General features: G+C 49.0%; 18 protein-coding genes and 1 pseudogene. 16 read left to right on the forward strand and 3 right to left on the reverse strand.

All coding sequences use genetic code 11. The features are described 5' to 3' along the window. Positions 1–75 precede the first annotated feature (75 nt). The 5 genes from H525_RS0113810 to H525_RS0113830 all read left to right on the forward strand — a co-directional run bounded on the left by H525_RS0113810 (position 76) and on the right by H525_RS0113830 (position 4,855). A complete protein-coding gene (locus tag H525_RS0113810) occupies positions 76–510 on the forward strand; it encodes a hypothetical protein (protein ID WP_027416682.1) in 435 nt (144 codons plus the stop codon). A 5-nt stretch (positions 511–515) separates the two neighbouring features. Next, positions 516–1,706, forward strand: a complete 1,191-nt coding sequence (gene alr / locus H525_RS24160; RefSeq protein WP_035101238.1) for an alanine racemase — start codon at positions 516–518, stop codon at positions 1,704–1,706. Positions 1,707–1,968: 262 nt separating this feature from the next. Further along, on the forward strand, positions 1,969–2,238 hold the full coding sequence (locus H525_RS0113820; RefSeq protein WP_035101240.1) for a CopG family ribbon-helix-helix protein: 270 nt from the start codon (positions 1,969–1,971) through the stop codon (positions 2,236–2,238). Positions 2,239–2,241: 3 nt separating this feature from the next. Continuing rightward, positions 2,242–2,592, forward strand: a complete 351-nt coding sequence (gene ndoA / locus H525_RS0113825; RefSeq protein ID WP_027416684.1) for a type II toxin-antitoxin system endoribonuclease NdoA — start codon at positions 2,242–2,244, stop codon at positions 2,590–2,592. A gap of 103 nt (positions 2,593–2,695) precedes the next feature. Further along, positions 2,696–4,855 carry a Tex family protein gene (locus tag H525_RS0113830; RefSeq protein ID WP_027416685.1) on the forward strand — a complete coding sequence of 720 codons (2,160 nt, stop codon included), beginning with the start codon at positions 2,696–2,698 and terminating at the stop codon, positions 4,853–4,855. A gap of 74 nt (positions 4,856–4,929) precedes the next feature. Here the strand turns inward: H525_RS0113830 and cmpA are convergent, their stop codons facing one another. Both cmpA and H525_RS0113840 read right to left on the reverse strand, forming a co-directional pair. Then, on the reverse strand, positions 4,930–5,049 hold the full coding sequence (gene cmpA, locus H525_RS27385; RefSeq protein ID WP_155837293.1) for a cortex morphogenetic protein CmpA: 120 nt from the start codon (positions 5,047–5,049) through the stop codon (positions 4,930–4,932). Positions 5,050–5,113: 64 nt separating this feature from the next. Next, a complete protein-coding gene (locus tag H525_RS0113840) occupies positions 5,114–5,458 on the reverse strand; it encodes a hypothetical protein (RefSeq protein ID WP_027416686.1) in 345 nt (114 codons plus the stop codon). 138 nt (positions 5,459–5,596) lie between these two features. On the opposite strand from H525_RS0113840, the gene H525_RS0113845 reads away from it, so the two are divergent. The 7 genes from H525_RS0113845 to H525_RS0113880 all read left to right on the forward strand — a co-directional run bounded on the left by H525_RS0113845 (position 5,597) and on the right by H525_RS0113880 (position 12,706). Further along, complete coding sequence (locus H525_RS0113845) at positions 5,597–6,079, forward strand: SprT family protein (RefSeq protein WP_027416687.1); 483 nt, start codon at positions 5,597–5,599, stop codon at positions 6,077–6,079. Beyond that, positions 6,060–7,199, forward strand: a complete 1,140-nt coding sequence (gene thiL, locus H525_RS0113850; protein ID WP_035101214.1) for a thiamine-phosphate kinase — start codon at positions 6,060–6,062, stop codon at positions 7,197–7,199. Before H525_RS0113845 ends, thiL begins: the two co-directional genes overlap by 20 nt. Positions 7,200–7,203: 4 nt before the next feature. Beyond that, on the forward strand, positions 7,204–7,683 hold the full coding sequence (gene tsaE, locus H525_RS0113855) for a tRNA (adenosine(37)-N6)-threonylcarbamoyltransferase complex ATPase subunit type 1 TsaE (protein ID WP_035101217.1): 480 nt from the start codon (positions 7,204–7,206) through the stop codon (positions 7,681–7,683). After that, a complete protein-coding gene (gene tsaB, locus H525_RS0113860; RefSeq protein WP_027416690.1) occupies positions 7,664–8,371 on the forward strand; it encodes a tRNA (adenosine(37)-N6)-threonylcarbamoyltransferase complex dimerization subunit type 1 TsaB in 708 nt (235 codons plus the stop codon). The genes tsaE and tsaB overlap by 20 nt, the downstream gene beginning before the upstream one ends. 11 nt (positions 8,372–8,382) lie before the next feature. Then, positions 8,383–8,868 (forward strand): ribosomal protein S18-alanine N-acetyltransferase, encoded by a 486-nt coding sequence (rimI, locus tag H525_RS0113865; RefSeq protein ID WP_027416691.1) that lies wholly within the window; start codon positions 8,383–8,385, stop codon positions 8,866–8,868. Next, complete coding sequence (tsaD, locus tag H525_RS0113870; protein WP_027416692.1) at positions 8,840–9,898, forward strand: tRNA (adenosine(37)-N6)-threonylcarbamoyltransferase complex transferase subunit TsaD; 1,059 nt, start codon at positions 8,840–8,842, stop codon at positions 9,896–9,898. The genes rimI and tsaD overlap by 29 nt, the downstream gene beginning before the upstream one ends. 456 nt (positions 9,899–10,354) lie before the next feature. Next, entirely contained in the window at positions 10,355–12,706 is a 2,352-nt protein-coding gene (locus H525_RS0113880; protein WP_027416693.1) for a hypothetical protein, read from the forward strand. A 294-nt stretch (positions 12,707–13,000) separates the two neighbouring features. Here the strand turns inward: H525_RS0113880 and H525_RS0113885 are convergent, their stop codons facing one another. Then, positions 13,001–14,941 carry an ABC-F family ATP-binding cassette domain-containing protein gene (locus H525_RS0113885; protein ID WP_027416694.1) on the reverse strand — a complete coding sequence of 647 codons (1,941 nt, stop codon included), beginning with the start codon at positions 14,939–14,941 and terminating at the stop codon, positions 13,001–13,003. An 83-nt stretch (positions 14,942–15,024) separates the two neighbouring features. Here H525_RS0113885 and H525_RS24165 point away from each other — a divergent pair, with 83 nt between their 5' ends. The 4 genes and pseudogenes from H525_RS24165 to H525_RS26460 all read left to right on the forward strand — a co-directional run. Then, positions 15,025–15,642 (forward strand): 5-formyltetrahydrofolate cyclo-ligase, encoded by a 618-nt coding sequence (locus tag H525_RS24165; protein ID WP_051331045.1) that lies wholly within the window; start codon positions 15,025–15,027, stop codon positions 15,640–15,642. An 89-nt stretch (positions 15,643–15,731) separates the two neighbouring features. Next, positions 15,732–16,223: a MogA/MoaB family molybdenum cofactor biosynthesis protein gene (locus tag H525_RS0113895; protein ID WP_027416695.1), complete on the forward strand. Its 492-nt coding sequence runs from the start codon at positions 15,732–15,734 to the stop codon at positions 16,221–16,223. 32 nt (positions 16,224–16,255) lie between these two features. Then, positions 16,256–17,074, forward strand: coding sequence for a twin-arginine translocase subunit TatC (gene tatC, locus H525_RS24170; protein WP_035101235.1), 819 nt, complete (start codon positions 16,256–16,258; stop codon positions 17,072–17,074). A gap of 262 nt (positions 17,075–17,336) precedes the next feature. Then, positions 17,337–17,511, forward strand: a pseudogene (locus H525_RS26460) (transposase); the annotation flags it as partial.

Consider the following 17,511-nt stretch of genomic DNA (forward strand, 5'->3'; position numbering starts at 1 on the left):
CCCTGCAGAAAAAGGACGAGCGGCAACGCCCGCGAGTTTTTCTCATATAATAAATAACGATGAGAGGAGTATTCTATGGAGAAAATGAAAGACATGATCCGAACGGAGCAGGCCTCGTACCGTGATATCTACTTGCGACGCCCTTTAGTATTTAAGCTTTTTGAGAGCGTCCTCTATATTTTTGTTATGTTGGGAATTCTCCAGTCGTTTCTAAATGATAGAGGGAAAGGGCTGCTGTTCGCTACTCTGGCGGCCGTGGCGATTGTCGGGTTTGCCCCGGCGATTTATAAAGCTATTCTTCATCCGGTATACGAGATCACCCGCACCCATTTGGTGATTCGGCTGTTTAACCGGGAGATAAAACTTTCTCTCCATGACCTTGAAAAAAAGAACGCGTGGAGTTCCGTTTATAAAGCGAGCGGAAAAAAATACAGTATCATGGCCTCCCGTGATTTTATACAGGAATTGGACAACCAGATTGCGAAAAGACAGAAGAAGGGAAGAAGGTGAGCGCCATGGATCCTTTTTACCGGGATGCGTGGGCGGAAATAAATTTGGATGCGATAGGGGACAATGTGCGAACCTTTCGCCATCATTTGCCTGAGGGCGTTAAAATAATGGCCGTGGTCAAAGCCGACGGGTATGGCCATGGAGCTTTTCAGGTGGCGGAGAAGGCATTGCGGGAAGGTGCTGACTGCCTGGGCGTCGCGCTGCTTGACGAAGCACTGGAGCTTCGTGCGAAAGGGATTACGGCACCGGTTCTCGTTCTTAGTTCCATTCCGGAACGTGGAATTATGTATGCGATTAAGAAAAATATTACGATGACAGTCTACCAGCCCGAACGGTTGGACCAAATCATGCGGGCGGCGGAGGCTCTCCGGAAAAAGGCTCTCCTCCATATCAAATTGGATACAGGGATGGGGCGCATTGGAATACGTAATCCCGAAGAACTGATTGACTTGATGCAAACGGTCAGATCGTCTCCCTGGGTGGAAGCAGAAGGGATCTTTACCCACTTTGCGACGGCCGATGAGGAAGATACGAGCTACTGTAAAAGCCAGCAGAAACGTTTCTGTGAATTTCTGGACAGGCTGGAACAGGAAAAATTCCATATCCCGGTTATTCACAGCAACAATAGTGCGGCAGCGATGTTCTATCCGTACGAAAGCAGACATATGATACGTCTTGGAATTAGTTTGTATGGGCAGTATCCTTCCGCATACGCGAAAACAACAAATATTACCCTTAGGCCTGCCTTCGAATGGAAAGTGCGCCTGAGCCATGTGAAAAAGGTTCCTGCAGGAACGAGTGTTAGTTACGGGGCTACTTTTACAACGGAAAGAGAAGCGGTCATTGCTACTGTTCCAGTAGGTTATGCAGATGGGTACAATCGCCTTTTGTCGAATCGCGGTTCGGTTCTTGTGAAGGGAAGGAGAGCACCGGTCGTAGGAAGGGTTTGTATGGATCAATTTATGATTGATGTAACGGATATTCCTGATGTAGCGGCAGGGGATGAGGCTGTACTTATTGGATGCCAGGGTGACGAATACATTTCTGTAGACGAAATGGCGGAGCTGCTTTCAACAATCAACTATGAGGTAACTTGCATGGTAAGCAAGCGAATCCCGCGGGTTTACTATGAAAACGGCGTACAGACAGCTGTATGCAATCGGATTTTGCCTGCCGGTGTAAAGATTAGCCAGTAAAATTCGCTCTTCCTGCTGTTGTTACGCCCATAGAATCGTGTTACAATCAGTAAGAATAATTTTCTTTGCGAAAAAAGAACGTTCAGCAGGATTTTGCCGATTTTACTCGAATAGTAAGAGAGTACGTCGAATTACCACGTGAGTGTTAGACGGAAAGTATATTTTTTCTTAGCTTACGACATAATGGTAATAACTGAGTACGGTAAAGCCAAAAAGAAATTGTTGTGACCGTGTTGTTGGAGGTGCGTTGGTCTTGTCTAAAATGGATACAAAACGTATCATGATCAGCTTACCGGACCATCTTTTACAGGAAGTGGACGGATTAGTGGAAAAGGAAAAATCTAACCGCAGCGAATTCATCAGACAGGCGATGAGACTGTATTTAAAAGAGCGCAAAAAGCGTCAAATTCGTGAGACCATGCAGCGTGGGTACATGGAGATGGCTAATATTAATCTGAATCTGTGCTCCGAGGCCTTTCAGGCAGAAGAGGAAGCCGATTTGACATTGGGACGTTTGGTAAGCGGGGTGTAGGGTGTGATCGTAAAGCGTGGCGACGTATACTTTGCGGACTTGTCTCCTGTAGTGGGATCCGAACAGGGAGGGGTAAGGCCGGTTCTCGTCATTCAAAATGATATTGGAAACCGATTTAGCCCGACCGTAATCGTTGCAGCTATTACGGCCCAGATACAGAAGGCTAAATTGCCTACTCACGTAGAAATTGACGCAAAGGCATATGCGTTCGACCGTGACTCGGTTATTCTGCTGGAACAGATTCGGACCATAGATAAGCAGAGGCTTACCGATAAGATCACTCACCTCGATGAGGAAATGATGGAACGGGTAAATGAAGCGTTGCAGATTAGTTTGGGACTTATCGATTTTTAACCTATCTTTTTAACTTTAACGTGAGCGGCTGCTGTGAAAAACGGTAGCCTTTTTTTCATGTCTTTGCATAAATGGATGGAATGGGTGTCAGGGAGGACTGGCTATGGAGTTAAAACAAATGATAAACGTGATCGCGGGTGAGTTGAATATCACAGCGCGCCAGACCGAGCAAACGATACAGCTGTTGGATGAAGGAAGCACGGTTCCTTTTATTGCCCGGTACCGTAAGGAAGCCACCGGAATACTTGATGAAAACCAGATTCGCGGCATACAGGAGAGGGTCGAATATTTACGTCAGCTTGAACAGCGGAAGGAAGAAGTCATTCGTCTCATTGCCGAGCAGGAAAAATTAACGGACGATTTAGAAAAGCAGATTCGCGATGCTGCCAGGCTCCAGCAGGTAGAGGACTTATACAGGCCGTATAAACAAAAGCGGCGCACGAGGGCTACTGTCGCTAAAGAAAAAGGACTGGAACCTCTTGCAGGGTTTATTCTTACCGCACGCAAAGGGAATGTAAGCGCAGAAGCGGCCCGCTTTATCAGCGAGGAAAAAGGGGTCGCGAATGCGGAAGAAGCGATTCAGGGAGCCTGTGACATCATCGCAGAGCAGGTTGCCGATCACCCGCAGGTGCGTACATGGGTCCGCGATCAGACGATGAAGCGCGGGCAGCTTACCACGGTCAAAAAAGAAGACGAACCGTCCGAGAAGAAAGTATATGAAATGTATTATGAATATACAGAACCCGTTCAGCGGATGGCGCCGCATCGTACGCTGGCGGTGAATAGGGCGGAGAGAGAGGGAATTCTGCGGGTAAAAATTGAGATCGACGCGCAACCTATCCTCGAGTATTTAGAAAGAAAATGGATTCCCCGGGAGTCGGTTGCTGCCGATATTCTGAAGGCGACGCTGGAGGACAGCTATAAGCGCCTCATTGCACCGGCAGTGGAACGCGAAGTGCGCAATTCTCTAACGGAGAAGGCGGAGGAGCAGGCGATACATATTTTCGCGGAGAATCTGCGCCAGCTTCTGCTGCAGCCCCCGTTAAGCGGCCGCACGGTACTCGGGCTTGATCCGGCGTACCGTACCGGATGCAAGCTGGCGGTTGTTGACGAAACCGGAAAGCTGCTTGACGTCATGGTGATTTATCCTACCCCGCCGCAAAGTAAAGTAGCCGAAGCGAAGGCTGCCGTTAAGCAACTAATTGAAAAACACAACGTGGATATTATCGCGATCGGAAATGGCACGGCTTCACGTGAATCAGAACAATTCGTTGCCGATTTGCTGAAAGAAATGGACCGCGATGTTTCCTATATTATTGTCAACGAAGCCGGAGCGAGTGTATATTCCGCCTCCAAGCTGGCGGGAGAAGAGTTTCCGGATCTTGACGTGGCAGAACGGAGCGCGGTGTCCATCGCCCGCCGCCTGCAGGACCCGCTGGCTGAACTCGTTAAGATAGACCCGAAATCAATCGGGGTGGGCCAGTATCAGCACGATGTATCGCAGGGCCGGTTATCGGACAGCTTGCAGTTTGTCGTAGAGTCAGCGGTCAACTACGTCGGGGTGGATGTGAATACCGCGTCCCCTTCTTTGCTGCAGTATGTGTCGGGTGTTTCTAAACAGGTGGCCAAAAATATTGTCGCGCGCAGGGAAGAACTCGGAAAGTTTGCGGACCGCAGCCAGCTCAAGGATGTTCCCCGCCTCGGGGCAAAAACGTATGAACAGTGCATCGGATTTCTGCGGATTGCGGATGGGAAAAACCCGCTGGATCATACACCGATTCACCCTGAGTCGTATGACCGGGTAGCGGCCCTGCTCAAGCGGTTGGACATTACGCCGGATGATATTACCAGCAGTGAAGCGAAAGAGAAGCTTAAGCAGGTCAACATCGAGGAAATGGCCGGCGAGCTGGAAATAGGCGTGCCGACTTTGATGGATATTATAGCGAGCCTGCTGCGTCCCGGACGGGATCCGCGTGACGAATTAAGCAAGCCGATTCTGAAAAAGGACGTACTGAAGATAGAAGACCTGACGAAAGGGATGGAACTGCAGGGTACGGTTCGCAACGTTGTCGATTTTGGCGCGTTTGTTGACATCGGGCTGAAGAATGATGGGCTTGTGCACATCTCGCAGCTTCGCCGCCAGTTCGTCAAGCATCCGCTTGATGTCGTGTCGGTAGGCGACATTATCACCGTTTGGGTCAAAGAGGTGGATACGGCCAAAGGCCGCGTTGGCTTGACCATGCTGGGGCCTGATGCGGTGTAAAGGAAGGGAACTGGAGGGAACGGAAGAACAGAGGAAGCGGTATACTTTCCTGTACGCAAAAAAACAGGGTGGCGTTATTCACGCTCACCCTGTTTTTCAAGATATACGAACCAGCAGTCATTCAGCAGCGCAACCTGCCGCCGGTTTTTTGCCTGGAAGGCTTTCATCAATTGTCGCTGCAGCCATTGCGGCATGATCAGTCCCTCCTGTCGTCTATCCGGTTTCCTAAATACTATATGTAAGGTAGGCGGAGAGGTGCTATCCTTCTACGCCTTCTTCAGCCAGGTATTCCAGCTGGGCGTGCAGAGCCCTAATTTCTGTAAGGAGTGAAATCAGCGGATAGTTTTCTTCTTTTACATTGGCAAATTGCTGCTCAAGATGGGTAAGATACGTGAGACCGGGGATCATCCGGCTATTTTCATCGTGCAGTTCGAGTTCGCTGCACTCGCCCAGCACGACCGGAAGCGCGGGACGGCTGGCGGCCGTTAATTTGTCGATTTCTTTATGTAAGCGGCGGAGCAAAGCAACAAGCTGATACATGTAGCCGGACGGCATCGTGACGAATTCAACACGGCCATCCATCATTAAGATACAGTAGCGCATAGAATAAGTTCCTCCTTGTAACAATGTACGTTCACAGTGTATCGCATCTTTCGTTCTTATTTCAACGTGCAGCCAAGTTTTCTTTTCACATAGGGAAGAATAGCTTTCCTGCCAGTTTTCTTTACGGGGGGAAGAAGTGTGACAGATGAGGAATTGCAGAAAAGAGTAGAAAATATATCGGAAACCTTTTTCCACAGGCCGTTTGTACATAAAGCCTACTTTCATTCCCGCCTTCGCACGACAGGCGGGCGGTATGTTCTGCGCACGCACAATATTGAAATCAACAATAAGCATTACGAAATGTTTGGGCTGGAAGAGCTGGACGGGATTATTAAACATGAACTGTGCCATTATCATCTTCACTTAACGGGGCGCGGATACCGGCATGCGGACGCGGATTTTAAAAATTTGCTGCGCCAGGTAGGCGGGACCAGGTTTTGCCAGTCGGTGAAACCGAAGATAAAACCGACACCGCCCCGCTATATGCTCGTGTGCCAATCGTGCAATATGAAATACGCGAGAAAGAGGCGGATGGACGCCTCGAAATACGTATGTGGAAAATGCAAGGGGCCGCTGCGGCTCTATGAACTGGAGGATCGCAATGAAGCGTCGTCGGGATGAGTTTGAGTTAATTGGCTATCTTACGGCGGAGGAACCCCTCCGCGCTGATGGCCCGCCGGTTCAGTCGAGGGTCGTCGTAGGCAACGGGGATGATGCCGCGGTTGTGTCGGGGAGGGATGGCTATGACTGGGTGGTTTGCTGTGATACGATGGTCGAGGGTATTCATTTTAAGCGCCGCACAATGATGCCTTATGATATCGGCTGGAAAGCTCTTGCCTCCAATATTAGCGATATTGCCGCGATGGGGGGCATCCCGCTATTCTATCTGGTCTCTCTCGGCGTTTCAGCAGAATGGAGCGAAGAGGAACTCAAAGAGATGTACCGGGGGATGGCTGATATTGCAGCGCAGCATCAAATGGCACTCATTGGCGGCGACACGGTAGCATCACCCGGTCAACTGACGATAACGGTCACAGCCCTCGGCGAAGTGGAAAAAGGACGAAAGCTCCTGCGCTCTAACGCCCGGCCTGGCGATCTTGTGTTTGTAACGGGGACGGTGGGTGACTCTGCCGCAGGCCTTCAGTTGTTATTGAAAAGCGAGGGGGGCGCACAGGGAATTGCAGGCGGTACTCTCGCTAATTCTGCGAACCCTGCTAATGCTACGGATCCTGCTGATTCTGCGGGTCATGTCGACGGATATTATCCGCTCGTTGTCAGGCACTGCCGCCCTGAACCACAGGTGAAGGCCGGACGATTGCTGGCGGACTCCGGCATTCGGGTGGCACTAAATGACATTAGCGACGGGCTTGCCAGTGAAGTGTGGGAAATGGCGGAAGCGAGTCAGGTGAAAATTGTATTGGAACAGTCGGCGATTCCCCTCAGTGGTGCCATTCGCAGCTATGCGGCCGAATGCGGGCAAGATATGTGGCCATGGGTATGGTATGGCGGGGAAGACTATCAGCTTGTCGGATGTGTACCGTCGGAAGCGAAAGAACGGTTAACCCTCTTGTTCCGCGATGCGGGACTCCCTCTCTACTGGATTGGCCGGGTCGGGGAAAAAACCGGTTCCGTGACTGAGTTTTCCCCGGTTGAGGTCGATGATGGGCATGGAAAAAGCAGCCCACTTCCGAAAAAAGGGTATAATCATTTTAAGGGCCGGGGAAGCAGTAAGGAGACGTGATGAAATGAGCGGACAGCGAGTGTATGAATTTTTCACCCATTCCGTGGAAGAGACACAGCGGTTAGCTGGCCTATTCGGAAAAATGGCCCGGCCCGGTGATGTGTTTACCATGACGGGTGACCTCGGGGCGGGTAAAACAAGCTTCACCCAGGGGTTGGCTCGCGGCCTTGGGGTAACAGGTGTGGTAAACAGCCCGACATTTACGATTATTAAAGAATACATGGGGCGGATGCCTCTTTACCATATGGACGTATATCGAATGGGGGACTCGTTGGAGGACCTTGGATTTGATGAGTATTTTTACGGCGATGGGGTGACGGTCGTAGAATGGCCGCGGATGATTGAAGAGCAGCTCCCGCCTGAACGATGTGAAATTGCGATTTCCCGCGGAGAAGGCGACAGGCGCACGATTTTGATCACACCGCTAGGCAGCCGCTATGAAAAGTTATGTGAGGCGATATATGATGAATATTCTGGCGATTGACACCTCGAATTTAGTCCTTGCCGTGTCTGTTTGTACGGAGGATAAAGTGCTGGGTGAATGCGCGACCAATCTTAAAAAAAATCATAGTGTCCGCTTAATGCCGATGATTAGTTCCCTGCTCGATGAAGTCGGGATGGCTCCGGATGAACTCAGCGCGATTGTCATTGCCCGGGGACCCGGTTCGTATACCGGCGTGCGCATTGGTGTGGCGACGGCGAAAAGTATGGCCTGGGCGCTCAATATTCCGCTTGTTGGCATTTCAAGCCTGGAAGTGCTGGCATGGAACGGCGCTTACTTTCCAGGACTGATTGTTCCTCTATTTGATGCGCGGCGCAGCCAAGTATACACAGGTACATACAGGTGGGGCAAAGATGGGGTAGAGTCAGTACATCCTGATCGGATTATTTTATTTAAAGAGGCGCTGGAAGAATGGAAACGCAGCGATGAGCAGGAATCGATTCTGTTTCTGGGTGACGACCTTTCCATACATAGGGAGGCGGCCATCGACACACTTGGTGAGCGTGCTGTTTTCGCCCCTGTTTCTTATCAGCTTCCGCGCGCCGCTCATTTAGCGGCAGCGGGCATCAAGGCGCTGCGCAGCGGGCGCGTAGAGGATACGGCCGATTTTACGCCGACATATCTTCAACTGGCGGAAGCGGAAGCGAAATGGCTGGCCAACCGTAAGTAGGAGGAATTTTAATGAACACCGATCAACTTAAAATCCGCCGCATGGAATTGAAGGATCTCGATGGTATATGTGAAGTAGAAGTTCTATCATTTTCCGTTCCCTGGTCACGCGAGTCTTTTCTTAATGAAATTACCAATAATTTATTTGCCCGGTATCTGGTTGTTGAATACGGGGAGAACGTGGTAGGCTATGCCGGAATGTGGGTGGTGATTGATGAAGCCCATATCACAAATGTAGCGATTCATCCCGAGTTTCGCGGCCACCGTCTCGGGGAACGATTAATGAAAGAAATGATGGTCTTTGCCCGGCAAGAGGGAGTAGAACATATGACGCTTGAGGTGCGGGCAAGCAATAAAATAGCACAAAACCTGTACCGTAAGTTTGGCTTTACAGAAGGCGGGCTGCGGCGGGGGTATTATACGGACAATATGGAAGATGCCATTATAATGTGGGTGAACCTGAATGATAATGAATACGTGGAATCAAAAAGTTCATAAGCGGCGGGAACATGACATTTCGGAAGGGAAGCCGATTCTCATTCTCGGCATAGAAACAAGCTGTGACGAAACATCGGCTGCCGTTGTGGAAGACGGGCGCATTATTCGCTCCAATATTATTTCGTCGCAGATTGAGAGCCATAAACGGTTTGGTGGCGTTGTGCCCGAAGTCGCGTCGCGTCACCACGTGGAAAATATTACGCTGATTATCGATGAAGCGCTTGCCAAGGCGAATCGTACGCTCGATGACATTCACGCCATAGCGGTTACATATGGACCGGGCCTTGTCGGGGCGCTGCTTGTTGGAGTGGCAGCCGCCAAGGCTGTTGCTTTCGCCCGCGGGATTCCGCTGATTGGCGTGCACCATATCGCCGGGCATATTTATGCCAACCGGTTTGTGAAAGAATTGGAATTTCCTTTGCTGGCGCTCGTTGTGTCGGGCGGCCATACAGAGATTGTTTATATGAAAGAGCATGGCTCATACGAAATTATTGGGCAAACGCGTGATGATGCCGTAGGGGAGGCGTATGACAAGGTAGCACGTTCCTTAAAGCTCCCTTACCCGGGAGGCCCGTATATTGACCGACTGGCGCAGGAAGGGGAGGCATCCATTCCGCTCCCGCGCGCCTGGTTGGACGGGTCATATGATTTTAGCTTTAGCGGTCTAAAATCCGCTGTACTTAATGTGCTTCACAATGCGGACCAGCGGGGGGAAACGATTGCACCGGCGAACCTGGCGGCAAGTTTCCAGGAGGCTGTCATCGAGGTTCTCGTTGAGAAAACGTTTCGGTTTATCCAGGAACGCCCCGTCAAGCAGTTGCTGCTGGCAGGCGGTGTCGCCGCCAACCGGGGACTGCGTACTGCATTAACCCGGCGGGCCGAGGGGGAGAAGATAGACCTTATCGTTCCGCCAATGTCACTGTGCACAGATAATGCGGCGATGATTGCCGGAGCCGGTTATATTGAATATCAGAAGGGAAACCTTGCGGACATGACGCTAAATGGGATTCCCGGCTTGCCGCTTCCATAAATTTCAACTCCTACGTTGTGAAATATATTTACAATGTAGGTTTTTTACTAAAAATACTATATGCTGAAGATCATTTTGATTCCAGGATGATACGTTTCATGCGTTAGAACCATATTGGATATTTTCTACTGTCCTGGTTTGAAATGATGAACCTCTCATTAAAATTTCGAAATACTAAGACGGTCACTAAGCGGCCGTTTCGCTTCCCTGCAGAAAAAGGACGAGCGGCAACGCCCGCGAGTTTTTCTCAGCGTAGTAAAGTATAACGTTCCTAAAATAGGGCAGGTTATAAAAAAATGGAAGCCGGGTCGTCGACCGCTGTAGAAAGTTGTGGACAGATGTTGAATAAAGTTATCAACAAACTGTGGATAATGTGGAAAAAACGGTGGATATCCATATATAATACGCTTTTTCTTGTGGATAATGGTGTGGATTTGTGAAAAAGGAGGAGAGAAAATGCGGAGCACCCATTTGGTTGCAGCGGTTTTTTTCCTTTTTTCCATGGTGTGTACCATATTTCTTCACCAATCGACAGCAAAAGATGAAGAGAATGGCAGTCCAATAGTCACACTTTTTGTAGCCGGACAGATGTCTTTAGAGGATATCCACAACTACTATGAACAAGTATCCTCCTCTTCGCCCCTTCATCATGCTATGATCGGGGAAATGAACATGCGAACCGGGGAAACGATCGAAGATATCCACAATGCTGTTACGTTCGGTTCAGGGACGCGCGGTGTCGGATCGGAATGGGGAGAAAAGGCGTATAACTCCGGGGAGGAGGGCGGATTTGCCCTGCAGCTGTACCGGCAGTATATTGGGCGGGAACCTTTACCCACAGGGCGGGCGGGCGGGCAGCCTGTACTGCTGCCCTATTACAGCGTACTAACCAGGGAAAATAAAGAACGCAATACCGGTGCCATTCCGGGTCTGCTGGGCGAAACACTTAGGAAGTACGGAGTTGAACGGGCCGTTATCGGCAATCAGGATACGTCTGCAAAGGTAAACCGGCTGGCTTCTCTCATCACGATGGATGAGTCGGGGTTTACACCGTATGGCCGGGTTGGAAAAGAGGTTCTGCAGGTGGTGCCGGACTTTCCCGGCGGATGGAAAACGAATTATTCGTATATCGGTTGGCAAATAAACGAGTGGAAGAGAAGCGGAATCCGGATGATCGTAGTGGATTTAGGTGATCTTACCCGGCTGGCTGCATATAAAAATGTGATGGATCCTGCAAGATACGGGGCGCTCCGTAAGCAAACACTGGATGAAATCATACATTTTGTAGAAAAATCCGCAGCAAACCTGCAAGAGGGAGAAACGCAACTTTTCCTATCCTCCTCTCTACCGGTTGAGGCGCTACAGAATAAAAAATTAATGGCTCCGGTATTATTGTGGAAGGACCATAGGAGCGAGAACGATAGAACGGAAAATGATACAAGCGAAAATAATACAAGCGAAAATGAAACCAGCCAGGGGGTACTTACGTCGCCAACCACACGTCAGCCAGGAATTGTGGCGAACATCGACATTGCTCCCACCATCCTCGGTCGGCTGCATATTCCATGTCCCCCACAAATGAATGGGCTGCCGATACAGACTGATTTTTCATTGAATCACCAGTCATTTTGGAAGCAGGCGGAAATGATAGATACCGTATACGCTAACCGGTCCTTTATTCTGCATTCTTATATTTTTATTGTTTTATTGGTTATACTCGTCTCTTCGTTCGCCCTCTGGCTTGGTGCGCTCGATTCCTTTTTCACAGCAGCTAAAAAAATAGGTCGGGTTCTTCTTCCGGTCATGCCGGCGATACTGCTTGTGCCGTTCCTGCTGCTCGTGTGGCCGCTTTTTCCTAACGAATTTTCGCGTCCCGCGTATCTGCTCATTGAACTCCCGGTGCTTGCGTTAGCGGGTGGTTTCTTTCTATATAAGCAGCGTTTTGCCCGCTGTTTTTTATGGGTCGGGCTGCTCAACTGGGTATCGGTGCTGCTGGATGGTTTTATTGGCGCCCATTTAATGAAACGTTCTTATCTTGGGTATGACCCTGTGATTGGTGCCCGCTACTACGGCATTGGCAATGAGTTTATGGGCGTGATGCTGGGCAGCGCGCTCGTTAGCATGTCCATCGCAGCACAGGAAGCAGCAAGAACAAGAGATGTGCAATCGGCACGGGGGGTTAACGGCACGGCTACCGGTAAAGTAAGTGGTACCAAAAGGAGATTTCTTTGGACAGCTGCGTTGGTTTATATTCTGATAACGGGGTATATGGCGTGGCAGGGAGGAGGGAGTAAAGCGGGGGGCGTCATCGTTATGGCGGTAGCATTTTCGTATGCGATGTTCCGATACGCCGGAATTTCTTTTACAACGGCGGGTAAAGGGCTCGTGTTTTTCCTCTGGATACTTTTTATCGCGGGCAGCTTGCTGGTCATCAACGATTTTGTGACGGCCGGCCAACAATCTCATATTGGCCGCGCAATCAGTGAACTGGTTCAGGGCAACTGGAGTGAGATAGGCAGAATTATTCAGCGAAAAATCCGTATGAATCTTCACCTTCTTCGGGTTTCCCCATGGAGTCGGGTATACGCGGTGAGCGTACTCGTCACGATTTGGCTTTTGGTACGCTGGCTGCCTGATGTAAGGGAGAGGCCGTGGGAGAATTCGTATTTTATGCACGGTCTTGGTGGAATCCTTCTCGGATCGTTGGTTGCGATCTTTGTGAATGACTCGGGCATTACGGGCGCGGCCCTTGCTATGATGTATGCGGTGATTCCGCTGTTATACCGGGTGATGAGTCAACGCATATAGATTCTCACGTTTGAACCTCTCATGGCTAAAGCCACGGATTCCTGCGAACACCAAACTACTGTTCAGTTATCTTAGCAGGCTATCCCCGTAGTTCCTACGGTTATTTCAAAATGCAACCCCATATGTTTAGTTTTCAATGTGCATCTGTACAAGGTAAATATACCATGTTTCCACCACTTTTAGGAACGACCTTTTCAAGTATATATCCACTTGAATGTGCTCTTCAAACATAAGTTAAAGCAAAAATAAACCATTCGATGCATACCGCCCGTATCCGTTTAAGCTAAACACATGTCACGCCTGCAAATCCGTCCACTCTTCCATACAAGCATCTAATTCAGCTTTCGCTTCTTCCAGCTGCTGGTTAAGGGTCAGTACCTGCTCATGATCCTGGAATACTTCAGGCTTGCACAGTTCCGCTTCAATCGCCGCGATTTGCTGTTCGAACTGTTCAATTTTGCCTTCCAGCTCTTCGATTAATCGCTGCCGCTGGCGCTCCAGTTTCTTTTGTTCCTTGTCCTGCTGGAATTTTTCCTTGTTGGAACGCCTGTTTTCCTCTGTTTCTGCAGCGAGGGAGGGACCGGCTGACGAAGCAAGCAGTGGAGAATTCAATTCTTCAAGTTCTTCTTTTTTTGCCACATAATAATCATAGTTGCCCAGATACGAAAGAACTCCGGACGGGCTCATTTCCAGAATACGGGTTGAAATTTTATTAAGAAAATAACGGTCATGGGAAACAAACAGAATGGTGCCCGGATAATCCTCCAGCGCTTCTTCCAGGATTTCCTTGCTGAATAAATCAAGGTGGTTGGTCGGCTCGTCCAGAATTAACAGGTTGGCCTTCTGCAGCATCAGCTTGGCCAATGACACTCTGGCACGCTCGCCGCCGCTTAATTCGCCAATTTTCTTCAGCACATCATCCCCGCTGAAAAGAAAATTACCCAGTACGGTTCGGATGTCTTTTTCCTGCATCGTCGGGTATTCATCCCATAATTCGTGCAGCACCTGCTTGTTTACGTTTAAATTTTCCTGCTCCTGATCGTAAAAACCGATCGTTACGTTGCTTCCGTATTGAATCGTTCCTTCAAGAGGAGAACGCTGCTTTGTAATCGTTTTAAGCAGGGTTGATTTTCCAAGCCCGTTCGGACCAAGGAGCGCCACGCGTTCCCCGCGGGTAATTTCAAAAGAGAGATTGCGCGCAAGCGGCGTATTATCATAGCCGACCATTACATCCTGGACCGTTAGCACCTGATTGCCGCTTACTTTATCGATGTCAAACTGAAAAGAAGCTTTTTTCAATTCACTAAGGGGGCGCTCTATCACTTCCATTTTCTCCAGTGCTTTTCGGCGGCTCTGCGCGCGTTTGGTCGTGGAGGCCCGGACAATGTTCCGCTGGATAAATTCCTCAAGCTTTGAAATTTCGGCTTGCTGCTTCTCAAACTGCTTTATCTGCTGCTCGATGCGCTCTCCTTTCTGAATCAAATAATCCGTATAGTTTCCGACATACCGGGTGATGTGGGTGCGTTCGAGCTCGTAGACGATGTTCACTAAAGAATCGAGAAAATAACGGTCATGCGACACAACGAGCAGAGCGCCCGGATAACTTAGCAGGTATTTCTCCAACCAGCTCAGCGTCTCAATATCCAGGTAGTTCGTCGGTTCATCCAGCACGAGAATATCCGGTGCCACCAGCAGCAGCTTCGCCAGCGCCAGGCGTGTTTTCTGGCCGCCGCTGAGCCTGTTAATCGGCTTGTCGTAGTCTTCCGGGAAAAAACGCATCCCATGCAGGATGGAGCGTGTGGTGGCTTCGTATTGATAACCGCCCCTGTTTTTAAAATTCTCGATTTGATGGGAATACGCATTCATTAACTTTTCGTGCCGATTTTTATTGCGGATGACTTCCGGGTCGGCAATTTGCCGCTCCAGGGCGCGCAGCTCGGCTTCCTGCTCTTTGAAGTGTTCGAACGCTGTCATCATTTCCTGCCAAATCGTTCGTTCGGTATCGAGACCGCTGTCCTGTGCCAGGTATCCGAGTGCAACATCTTTCGGCTTTAGGATTTCACCTTCGTCCTGAAGCATCTGACCTGTTATAATTTTTAAGAGGGTGGATTTTCCTGCGCCGTTAACTCCTACGAGCCCGACTCTTTCGCCCGATTGGACGACCATATTTATAGATGAAAGCACCGGATTGGCGCTGAAGGACTTTCCAATGTTTATGGCCTGCAATAAAATCATGTAGGATTCACCTCGTCCGTATATTCCTTTTACAGTTTATCGTATCTGCGAACGTTAGGAAACAGATTGGGGGGTAAACAAGAATGGAAAACATGAGCTCAAATGACATAAAGCGGAGGAAGCAGGAGCTTCGAGAAAAAATAGTGGCTGCTCGGGCGGGAGTGGATGAGACGATACGCGAGCACTGGTCGAATGAAATTGTGCGGCGGCTTTTGACGTGTGAAACGGTTCAGCGGGCGGATGTAATCATGGCTTTCCTTTCATTCGGGACTGAAGTGAATCTCGACCGGTTTATCGATGAATGTTATAAAGCAGGAAAAAGGGTGTACCTGCCAAAAACACTCGTAAAAGAACGAAAAATAGAACCGTGCCGGTTCACCGGTTGGGAGGGCCTTACCACCGGTTCCTATGGTATTCGTGAACCCGGTTCCCTTCCATCGATTGACTGGCAAAGAGAAACGATAGACGTCATCATTATGCCCGGGGTTGCGTTTACGAAGAGAGGGGAACGGATCGGGTATGGCGGCGGCTATTATGACCGCTTTTTATCACGCTTTCCTGAGGTTCCGCCTTTATTTGCGGCTTGCTATCAGATGCAGATCGTTTCAGACATGGCATGCGAACCCCATGATATTCGGATGCAGAAAATTGTGACGGAAGAAGCAGAATATGATTGTTCATTATTTTGCCATCGTCTTTAGCTGTAAAAAGACAGACAGTGAAGGCATGTTGGTGTACAATATACTATAGAAAACTATTGAATTTTTGCGTAAGCGGGAGGGCTTCACGAATGTGGAAAATAGGGGTCGTTACCTCAAGTAACTCGATATTTAAAGGGAATAGAAAAAACGATTGCTTTCCGAGGTTGGAGATGCTTTTAAAGAGTCACTTGGATGCGGAAGTATTACATCACCGGGTTTGTCCCGATGATATTGAGACGCTAAAAGAAAACATGATTGAATTGGTGGACCGCGAACGGGTGGATCTTCTCATTACGATTGGCGGGACGGGACTCAGCCCGGAAGATGTAACACCGGAAGCAACCGATTTAGTGATTGACCGCCATGTTCCAGGTCTTGCGGAAGAAATGCGGCGCTGCGCCATGCAGCATTCGCGGCAAGCACTGTTAACCCGTGCCATCGTGGGAACGAGGGGCAACTCTCTGGTAGTCAACCTCCCGGGGCGAATTCCTGCCGTGGAAGAATGTTTTCGGGCGATTGTCGACCAGATTCCGACCGCTCTCCATACTATACAGGGGAAGACTGAGAACATTACTTTCTAGGCGGTCTTCATGAAAAGAGGTTTATGCATCCCATGAGCGGACAAGAACAAGGAATGCGAGTGATTGAACATTTAACTGAACTTCGAAAGCGTATACTCTGGATACTTTTTATATTCGTGTTAGCCATTATTGCCGGGTTTGTTGTCGCCCGGCCGGTTGTGCAATATTTTAAACAGGCACCGATGGCGGCCGGTTTTACCTGGAATGTTTTTGGTCTGGGTGACGGGTTGCGGGTGTACATGCAGTTTGCGTTTATTATTGCCATTGTCATCACATCGCCCTTTATTATGTATCACCTGTGGCGGTTTGTATCACCGGGTTTGCGGCCGGCAGAACGTAAGGCGGCCGGCACCTTCATCATACCGGCCTTTCTGCTGTTTATCATTGGTTTGCTGTTGGGCTACTATGTTTTATTTCCGATGATCGTAAGCTTTATGAAGAAGTTCGCTGTCGATTTGGGTGCGCAGCCAACCTATGGGATTGCCCAGTATTTTAGCTTCATGTTTAACATTATTTTACCGTTTGCGCTATTGTTTGAACTTCCGATTGTGGTGATGTTTCTGACGCGCCTGCGGATTTTAAATCCGATACGGCTAAAAAAAGTGCGCGGCTATGCTTATCTGGTGCTCGTTATCGTCGCTTCCATGATTTCGCCGCCGGATTTCATCAGCCATATCAGTGTGCTTATCCCGCTTCTGCTCCTCTATGAAATCAGTGTATTTGTGTCGCGTTTTGTCTATCGCAAACAGTTAAAAGAAGATGAGGAGTGGGAAAAAGAGTTTTATGCTGATGAAGAAAACGAGCCGGTCTTGAACTTGACCGATGACGAAGATGAAAGCTCCGGATTGTAGGGGAAAATGGACGGAAAGCAAGAAACGTTTACTAAAGCAGATGAAGAGGGCCTGGTTGATAGCGGGGCTCTTTTTTTATGAATTAGCCGAGAACACTCGTGACTTACGTCATGAGATGAATTGGCTTCGGACAAGGCGTATCTTTTGACACATCAATTGTCCGACATATGTTGACTTGTCTATTAACAAAAAAACACTGATATTTATCGATAATAACTTAAAAAATATTTGACATATGTTATCATTGATTGAGGTGGATAACATGGCAGAAGTCAAACATGGTAGAGGATATGTGTACTCTATCCAATACCATATTGTATGGTGTGTGAAATATCGCCATAAAGCAACATTCAATTCCAAATATCATCAAAGCGTTAAAAGGTGTTTCGGCAAGGTTGCTATTTAAAGAGTTCCCCCAGCTAAAAAAGAAACTATGG

Origin of the sequence: Aneurinibacillus terranovensis DSM 18919 (assembly GCF_000430625.1) — a bacterium.
GTDB lineage: Bacteria > Bacillota > Bacilli > Aneurinibacillales > Aneurinibacillaceae > Aneurinibacillus_B > Aneurinibacillus_B terranovensis.

Bases quoted from the DNA above. Each gene is read 5' to 3' on its own strand.
- H525_RS24165 (WP_051331045.1), top strand. From the start codon at position 15,025: ATGGAAAACATGAGCTCAAATGACATAAAGCGGAGGAAGCAGGAGCTT.
- H525_RS0113820 (WP_035101240.1), top strand. From the start codon at position 1,969: ATGGATACAAAACGTATCATGATCAGCTTACCGGACCATCTTTTACAG.
- H525_RS0113830 (WP_027416685.1), top strand. From the start codon at position 2,696: ATGGAGTTAAAACAAATGATAAACGTGATCGCGGGTGAGTTGAATATC.
- H525_RS0113840 (WP_027416686.1), bottom strand. From the start codon at position 5,458: ATGCGCTACTGTATCTTAATGATGGATGGCCGTGTTGAATTCGTCACG.
- H525_RS0113885 (WP_027416694.1), bottom strand. From the start codon at position 14,941: ATGATTTTATTGCAGGCCATAAACATTGGAAAGTCCTTCAGCGCCAAT.
- tsaD (WP_027416692.1), top strand. From the start codon at position 8,840: ATGAATACGTGGAATCAAAAAGTTCATAAGCGGCGGGAACATGACATT.
- tatC (WP_035101235.1), top strand. From the start codon at position 16,256: ATGAGCGGACAAGAACAAGGAATGCGAGTGATTGAACATTTAACTGAA.
- H525_RS0113895 (WP_027416695.1), top strand. From the start codon at position 15,732: ATGTGGAAAATAGGGGTCGTTACCTCAAGTAACTCGATATTTAAAGGG.
- thiL (WP_035101214.1), top strand. From the start codon at position 6,060: ATGAAGCGTCGTCGGGATGAGTTTGAGTTAATTGGCTATCTTACGGCG.
- H525_RS0113810 (WP_027416682.1), top strand. From the start codon at position 76: ATGGAGAAAATGAAAGACATGATCCGAACGGAGCAGGCCTCGTACCGT.
- rimI (WP_027416691.1), top strand. From the start codon at position 8,383: ATGAACACCGATCAACTTAAAATCCGCCGCATGGAATTGAAGGATCTC.
- cmpA (WP_155837293.1), bottom strand. From the start codon at position 5,049: ATGCCGCAATGGCTGCAGCGACAATTGATGAAAGCCTTCCAGGCAAAA.
- alr (WP_035101238.1), top strand. From the start codon at position 516: ATGGATCCTTTTTACCGGGATGCGTGGGCGGAAATAAATTTGGATGCG.
- tsaB (WP_027416690.1), top strand. From the start codon at position 7,664: ATGAATATTCTGGCGATTGACACCTCGAATTTAGTCCTTGCCGTGTCT.
- H525_RS0113880 (WP_027416693.1), top strand. From the start codon at position 10,355: ATGCGGAGCACCCATTTGGTTGCAGCGGTTTTTTTCCTTTTTTCCATG.
- tsaE (WP_035101217.1), top strand. From the start codon at position 7,204: ATGAGCGGACAGCGAGTGTATGAATTTTTCACCCATTCCGTGGAAGAG.